The organism is Marilutibacter aestuarii (genome assembly GCF_006546775.1).
In the GTDB taxonomy this organism is placed as follows: domain Bacteria; phylum Pseudomonadota; class Gammaproteobacteria; order Xanthomonadales; family Xanthomonadaceae; genus Marilutibacter; species Marilutibacter aestuarii.
In genome coordinates this window covers 21,690-29,005 of sequence record NZ_VICE01000069.1, presented here as the reverse complement: position 1 = coordinate 29,005, position 7,316 = coordinate 21,690, and the positions used below count along the sequence as shown (strand labels likewise).

The window sequence follows — 7,316 nt, the reverse complement described above, 5'->3', positions numbered from 1 at the left end:
CGACACGGCTCCAATGGAGGCGTCTCTCCGGTAGAGTTCGAACGGCAAGCGGGACTTTCAGGCTCGTAGGTGTCTATGAAACCCGGGGCGATTCAGGCGGCGAACTCGTCGTTCATGGCGATCGAGGGATGAGTCTCGGATTGACCCTTTCCCTGGATGATCTCCGATGTGACCGAGGGCCCGGCTGCATGCGCTGGCCACGACCACCAGAAGCATCGCAGATACGACAATCGAGTGTGGAGAGCGAATCGGCGTGGCGTTCTCTGTTCGTGCCCAAGGGGTGGGCCGCGCGTCAACCAGGCGTCCTGTCTGGGTCAACGACCGTACTTCAACCGCCACGCTTGGAGGAATCCATCCGCATCCGGTTCACGGCACCGGCTTCGGCTCCGGGAACCTCCACGTTCCATCCAGGACCTCCTGTCGCGGCAGGTACAGGCGCACCGTGTAGTTCCATCCCGCCGTGGTCGGGATGCAGTTCGCGACCTGGCCGTCGCATCCGCCGAACTGGATGCGCATGGTACCGTCGGCCTGCTTCTTCCCGGTGAGGCTGTTGACGGAATAGGCGTCGTACGGGTTCTTCTCGAAGTAGCCGTCGGCGTTGTAGACGCTGATCGACCAGAAGGCGTCGACCGGCACCTCCCCGACCTCGAGTACGTAGACGGTCTCGCCGTCGTTCCTGGCGGGCGTGATGTTGAGGTAGCTCGCATCCTTGTCGGGGTTGCCGCCCCAGCCGGTCGCCGTGCCGACCAGGTGTCGCACCGGATCGACCTGCGCCTTCGTACCGAAGGAATGCTTGAAGTCCGGCAATGTCGTGCCCAGCACCAGCAGGGCATCGCGCACCTTCTTCTGGCTGACCGGATCCCAAGCCGGCAGCTCCAGCGTGCCCGGCGCCTGCTGTTCGAGGGTGATCGCGTCCTGCAGCCGGTGCACCTCCTCGAGGTCGGCCGGGTCGTTGGGATCGACCAGCGTACGGATCGCCGCCACCACGTAGCGGGTGCCGGCCTTGTCGCGGGTCACGGTGTGCGGGCCGGCGCCGTACTCGGTCCAGGCGTAGTGGTCCTGGTTGACGAACATCAGCGACTGGAAGCGCGTGCCGGCATCCGGGAGCACCACCGTCGCCGGCCCCGCATCCAGGTCGAACACCGCCGAGCTGTACAAGGTATCGCGGTTGAGGCGGATGACCGTCTGGTTGTCGATCGAGGCCGGCTCGCGCCGGTGCGAGATCCTGCCGAGCCCTCCGGCCTCCTTCGCCGTCACCGCCAGATAGGTGTCGGACTCGGCGCGGATGAAATTGTCCACGGTGACCGGCAAGGCGCCCGGCGCCGGTGCGTCGGGGGCCGAGGCGGTGGCGTCGGGCGCCGATGCTTTGGTTTCGGCGGTGGGCGCGGGCGATGGCCCGCTGGCCTCGGCGTCGGGCGCATCGGTGCGCTGGCATCCCGCCGTGACCAACGCGAGCGCAAGGGCAAGCGACACCATTCGAACAGGGAAAGCAACAGTGGCGTCAGCCGTCATTGCGGTTCTCCGGTGAGGGATTCGATCCGCTGCAGCGGCGGCGCCTTCCAGCGCCCGTCCAGTACTTCAGCCTTGGGCCAGTAGATGCGCATGACCACGAAGAACGGGCCTTCGGGCGCGGGGAGCCAGTTGGCTTCACGGCCATCGCCCGGCGATTCATGCTGCAGGTACAACGTGAGGCCGCCATCGGCGTCCTTCCGGAGCGAAGGCAGCATCGACGCATTGACCAGGTAGCGGTCGAGCGGGTTTGCGCTGAGCAGGCTGGACGGCAGCTCGTACATCGTGACCGACCAGAAGGCATTGACGGGTGGAAGCTGCCCAGGCTCGAACCGCATCACGTAGCGGTGAGCCGAAGCATCCAAAGCGGCCCCCGCGGCATCGGTGAAGTAGGCCGGGTACACGGCCTCTTCCTTTGAGTTCCCGTAAATGCCGAGGACAGCACTGGCCATGCGACGAAGGTAGTTGTTCTGCAGGAATTCGCGCGAACCGAAGCCATCTGCGCTGCTCTCCTCACCCGTGTCCACCTTCGCCGCCTTGTAATCCGCGAATGTCTTCCATGCATCGGCCATGCCGGCCTCGATCGCCTCGCGCTGCCCGGGAGGCAGCGCATCCGCGTCGAAGGGTTTCCCGGCACCTATGCCGATCCTGCCGAAGCGCTCCATCAAGGCGGTCTCACTGGGATGGGTCGGGCTGAACTGCAGGAGAAAGTTGAGGATGCGGAAGAAGTCCGGCGAGGTCTTCTGTGCATCGGGCGCCAGCGGCCGGATGAACTCGATGGGCGGCGCAGCGGACGGCGCCGGCGTGCCCAGGAAACCCGACAGGGGTTGCGCCTTGTAGCCTGCCTGGATCTTCCTGACGGCTTCGATGTCGTCGGCGTCGAACAGCTGCGTGCGGAACAGCACGAACACCAGCTCGGTCTCCGAGCGGATCACCTGTTTGATCCTCTCTGGCGTCTCGCCCTTCCAGCCCGGGCCCGCCAGCAGGAAATTGCCGGCCTCGTTGCCGGTGGCGCGCGAGCCGACATAGGCGAAGTTGTGCGTATACATGTCGATGAACTGCGCCGAGTAGTAGCGCCCCTCCTCGACCGCCGGCACCGAGATCACAAGGGGCTCGGCGCGCAGGTCGGCGCCCAGCTGCGAATACGGCGTGTCCGAGTTTGGCGTCTGGATCGCCTTGTCGTCCGGCGTATAGACGCGCGCGGTGTTATGGATCTCGTTCCATGCGCCCTTGTACTCCGGATCGGCGGGATCGGCGAAGTACGAATACTGGATCCGGTAACTGTCGACCATCGGAAAGCCGTAGATATAGGCCTCCTGGGCGATCGCGCGCACTTCATCGTGCGAAGGCCCCTCGCCCGCGGGTGCCGCCTCGCCAAGGGCCGCGTTCTCCGGCGCCGGTGTGCCGCAGCCCGACACCGCCCCGGCCGCGACGAGAATCAACCCGAGGAGCCACCAGCCACGGACCGGATTCGCGGGCAATTGCCGCACGGTGTCCATTGCTCCCTCGCTCATCCAGCGCAAGCCCAGAGCAAAACCCGCGCCGTGCGAAGGGGGCGTGAAGGGGCAAGCGCGCGCATGAAGGAACGCGAGGCCGCCCTTTACCACAGCGACGCGACAGAGACGCCGATGGTGCGGGGTCAATCGAAGTTATTGAGCGCCTAGCGGGGAGACGAAGGTGTCGCAGCACCCCTTGAGCGAAGCGATTCGTACAGCTGGCCCGGCCCCAGCAGGATGTCCCGCAAGCCATCACGCACGCGCTCGGATCCGAGCGCCTGGCTGCTCATGGTCGTATGCGCATCAAGCGCGTCCATGATGGCGTGCAGCAGCGCGTCCCGCAGGTCGGGTGAATTGGCGAACTGCTCCTTGCTGTTGCTGCTGGCCTGCTGGACCAGGGTGTCGTTCTCCAGCAGCTTTCCCTTCAGCACGCCGTTGACGTACAGCAACTGGTCGTCGTCGGTCAGCTGGCCGTCGAACAACCCGTTCACCTTCTCGATGATCTCGGCCAGATACGCCTGTTGCTTCTCCTGGACGTGCCCGCTGCCGACGGCATCCATTGGCGCCAGCGGGTAACTGCCCTCCGCCGACAGGCTCGGGTTCTGGATCGCGCCCTTGCGCAGGGTGTGATGGGTCAGCACAACCTTGGACAGGTCGACCTCATCGCGCTCACGCCCGAACTCAAGCAGCGGAATCAGGCGCTTGTAGAAGATGAAGCGCTTCTCGATGGCCGTGTTCCCGTAGTCGAACATCTGCGACAGGAAGGCATACAGACGGTTGAAGGACCCCATGTCGTTGCGGAACAGCAGCAAGGAATCCAGCGCGTCCTTTGCCGCCTTCTCATCGGACGCATGGTTCGCCGCCTCGGCCACCAGGCGTGCCTGCTGGGCCGCCTTGTAGCGCTTCAACAGCCGATCGGCGACCGGAGCGATGGCGGCACTCAGCTGCGCCTGCGTTCCCGCAGGATCGGTTTCGACCCGGCCCACCCGCTCGACCTCGAAGTCGTCGTAGTGGCCACTCGCATCCAGCTTGGAACGCAGGTCGAACACCAGGTTGGGGTCCGTCGTCGCCTCAAGCTCCGCGGTCTCGTAGTAGGTCCTGAACGCCTTCAGCACCTCGGCCGGATCGTTCACGAAGTCCAGCACGTAGGTCGTGTCCTTGCCCGGGTGTGCGCGGTTCAAGCGGGACAGCGTCTGGACCGCCTGGATGCCGCCCAGCTTCTTGTCCACGTACATGCCGCACAGCAGCGGCTGATCGAACCCGGTCTGGAACTTGTTGGCGACCAGCAGCAGGTGGAACTCTGGCTGCGCGAACGCATCGCGGATGTCGCGCCCCTTCAGCCCGGGGTTGAGCAGCGCGCTCGACTCGGTCACGGGATCGGGATAGCTGTCCGGATCGTTGACCTCACCGGAGAATGCCACCAGCACCCCCAGCGGGTAGTTCTGCCGCTCGATATAGCCGCGGATGGCCTTCTGCCAGCGCACGGCCTCCTTGCGCGAGCCCACCACCACCATGGCCTTGGCTCGCCCGTCGAGCAGCGGCTGCACGTTCTCGCGGTAGTGCTCGACGACGATCTGCACCTTCGAGGCGATGTTGTACGGGTGCAACCGGACCCAGCGCATGATCCCCTTCATCGCCGCCGAGCGCTCGACCTGCGAATGGTCGATCTCTGCGCCCTCGTGGGCCAGCTTGAACGCCAGGTCGTAGGGCGTGTAGTTGCGCAGTACGTCGAGGATGAAACCCTCTTCGATCGCCTGCCGCATCGAATAGACATGGAAGGGCTCGGGCTTTCCGTCCGCACCCGGCCGACCGAACAGTTCCAGGGTCTTGGCCTTGGGCGTTGCGGTGAACGCAACGTAGGTCAGGCCGCTTTCAGCCCCGGCCCGCGCCGCCATGCCGGCGGCCAGCAGGGCCTCGGTATCGACTTCGCCCCCGTCCTGCAGCTCCGCCCACTCCTGTGCGCTCAGCAACTGCTTGAGCTTGGCTGCGGCTTCCCCGGTCTGCGAACTGTGTGCCTCGTCGGCGATCACCGCGAAGCGCTTGCCCTCGGTCGCAGCCAGTTCCTGCACCGCCTGCAGAGCAAACGGAAAGGTCTGGATGGTGCAAACGATGATCTTCTTGCCGGCCTTCAGCGCCTCGCTCAGCTGGGCACTCTTGCTGCCGTGCTCGCTCGTGATCGTCTCGACCACGCCGGTGGTGCGCTCGAAGTCGAAGATCGCCTCCTGCAACTGGGCGTCCAGCACGTTGCGATCGGACACCACCAGCACGCTGTCGAACAGCTTCCGGTTGGCATCGCCATGCAGGTCGGCCAGGAAATGCGCGCTCCAGGCGATCGAGTTGGTCTTGCCCGAACCCGCCGAGTGCTGGACCAGGTAGCGCTGGCCCGGGCCGTTCGCCCGCACGTCAGCCACCAGCGACCGGGTGGCATCAAGCTGGTGGTAGCGCGGGAAGATCACCGACTTCAGCTGCTTCTTCTCGTCGCGCTTGCCGATCAGGTAGCGGTGCAGGATGTCCAGCCAGCTGTCGCGCTGCCACACGTCTTCCCACAGGTAGGACGTGGCAAAGCCGTTCGGATTCGGCGCGTTGCCGGCCCCACCGTCGTTCCCACGGTTGAACGGCAGGAAGAACGTGTCCTTGCCGGCCAGCCGCGTGGTCATCATCACCTCGGCCTGGCTGACCGCGAAGTGCACCAGTGCGCCGCCCGGGAACGCCAGCAGCGGCTCGCGCTGTCCGCCCTTGGGCTGTGGATTGCGGTCGAACCGGTACTGGTCCACCGCGTCACCCACGCTCTGGGTGAAGTCCGACTTCAGCTCTGCCGTCGCGACCGCGATCCCGTTGACGAACAACACCAGGTCCACCGCGTCCTTCGGCTGGTTGGGTGAGTGGCGGACCTGCCGCACCACCCGCAACCGGTTGGCCTCGTAGTGCTGCTGCGTCACCGGATTGATCGAGAATGCAGGCTTGAACTGCACCAGGCTCAGCGGTGCCTTCAGCCCCACCATCTCCACGCCGCGCCGCAACACATCCAGCGTGCCGCGCTCGTCCAGGTTCTTGCGGATGCGCTCCGCCAGCCGCGTGTCCAGCTGCGCGCCGTGGGTCTTGAGCAGAGCCTTCCAGGCCTCCGGCTGGGTCGCCTCCAGCCAGGCTTTCAGGTCCGGCAGGTACAGGGCATTGGCGCGGTCATAGCCGGTGGCATCGCCTTCGGCATACAGCCAACCGTGGGCGGCCAGGTGCGCGCAGATCTCGCGCTCGAAGTGGTGTTCCTGGTGCAGGTTCATGCGTCCCCCATGAGCGCAGGGTGCGAATTGCGCAGCCAGTGCTCGGTGTGGCCCAGCAGCTTCGCCGCCTCATCCAGGCACGAGGCCAGGACGGCGTCGGACACCGGGTCGCCTTCGTAGTCGGTGACATTGCGTTGCCGGCGCAGGGCGTCCAGCACGATCACGTCGTCCCTGGACACGCCCATCGTGAGCGCGAGGCACTGGATCGCCGTCTGGTGGTGGCCGGGCTGGCTGGTCGAAGTGCGGTACCCGTTGGCCCACAGACCCAGCATCGCGCACTGCATGATGCACTTGTAGGCCGCATCGAAGCGGTTGTCGGCGCTGATCTCGGCCACGCCGGCGTCGGCCAGGTTGCGCCGGGCCGATTCCAGCAGCTTCCGGACCGCGACAGGTTCAGCCACGTGCGCCTGAAGGCGCTTGATCCCCAACAAGTTCTGCAATGTCATCCTTGCTCCCCTTCACGAACAGCTTCGGCTTGCCCAGCAGCTCCCGCGCGAACGGCTCGTCCGCCTGCAGGCGTTTCCGGAACTCCGCCATCGAGTACAGCACGGGATTGACCTCCCGCCCCAGCGCCTCCTGCACCGGGTGGATCGTCCGCACGAGGTCGGCGAATCCGACATCCCCCAGCACCAGCAGGTCGATGTCGCTGCCAGCGGTTTCGGCACCGCGCGCCACCGAGCCGAAGACCCAGGCCAGTCCGACCTGCCCGCCCAGCGCCGCCAGGGCATCCCGCAGCACCGGCACGACTCCATGGGTCTTGCGGAACAGCGCCGCGAGGTCATCGAACAGGGGCGAGGCGCGGTTGGCCCCAAAGCGCGACTGGTTGCCCTGCTCGCTTCGCAGCACCAGGTCCGCCTCCACCAGCTTCTCCAGCTCCCGGCCCAGTGTTCCCGCATGGGATCCGGTCAGGCGTGCCAGTTCACGCAGGTGGAAACTGGCCTCGGGTTGCAGCAACAGCGCCGCCAGCACCCGTTGCCGGGTGGCGGGGAACAGCAGGTCCATCGAGGCGGAAGTGTTGCTCATTTAGCAACGA

The 7,316-nt window shown here is 65.8% G+C and carries 5 protein-coding genes; all 5 read right to left on the bottom strand.

Features of this window, described 5'->3' with window-relative positions; all coding sequences use genetic code 11:
• Positions 1-366: 366 nt before the first annotated feature.
• Positions 367-1,512 carry a DUF1254 domain-containing protein gene (locus FKV25_RS07490; protein ID WP_246072000.1) on the bottom strand — a complete coding sequence of 382 codons (1,146 nt, stop codon included), beginning with the start codon at positions 1,510-1,512 and terminating at the stop codon, positions 367-369.
• Positions 1,509-3,008, bottom strand: coding sequence for a DUF1254 domain-containing protein (locus tag FKV25_RS07485; protein WP_141518161.1), 1,500 nt, complete (start codon positions 3,006-3,008; stop codon positions 1,509-1,511). The genes FKV25_RS07490 and FKV25_RS07485 overlap by 4 nt, the downstream gene beginning before the upstream one ends.
• A 161-nt stretch (positions 3,009-3,169) precedes the next feature.
• Entirely contained in the window at positions 3,170-6,283 is a 3,114-nt protein-coding gene (locus FKV25_RS07480) for a type I restriction endonuclease subunit R (RefSeq protein WP_141518160.1), read from the bottom strand.
• Positions 6,280-6,684 (bottom strand): DNA-binding protein, encoded by a 405-nt coding sequence (locus FKV25_RS07475; protein WP_246071998.1) that lies wholly within the window; start codon positions 6,682-6,684, stop codon positions 6,280-6,282. Before FKV25_RS07475 ends, FKV25_RS07480 begins: the two co-directional genes overlap by 4 nt.
• A complete protein-coding gene (locus FKV25_RS07470) occupies positions 6,677-7,285 on the bottom strand; it encodes a nucleotidyltransferase domain-containing protein (RefSeq protein WP_246071996.1) in 609 nt (202 codons plus the stop codon). Before FKV25_RS07470 ends, FKV25_RS07475 begins: the two co-directional genes overlap by 8 nt.
• Between the last annotated feature and the right edge of the window lie 31 nt (positions 7,286-7,316).

Coding starts and splice junctions, on each gene's coding strand:
- FKV25_RS07485 (WP_141518161.1), bottom strand. CDS start 3,008: ATGGACACCGTGCGGCAATTGCCCGCGAATCCGGTCCGTGGCTGGTGG.
- FKV25_RS07470 (WP_246071996.1), bottom strand. CDS start 7,285: ATGGACCTGCTGTTCCCCGCCACCCGGCAACGGGTGCTGGCGGCGCTG.
- FKV25_RS07490 (WP_246072000.1), bottom strand. CDS start 1,512: ATGACGGCTGACGCCACTGTTGCTTTCCCTGTTCGAATGGTGTCGCTT.
- FKV25_RS07480 (WP_141518160.1), bottom strand. CDS start 6,283: ATGAACCTGCACCAGGAACACCACTTCGAGCGCGAGATCTGCGCGCAC.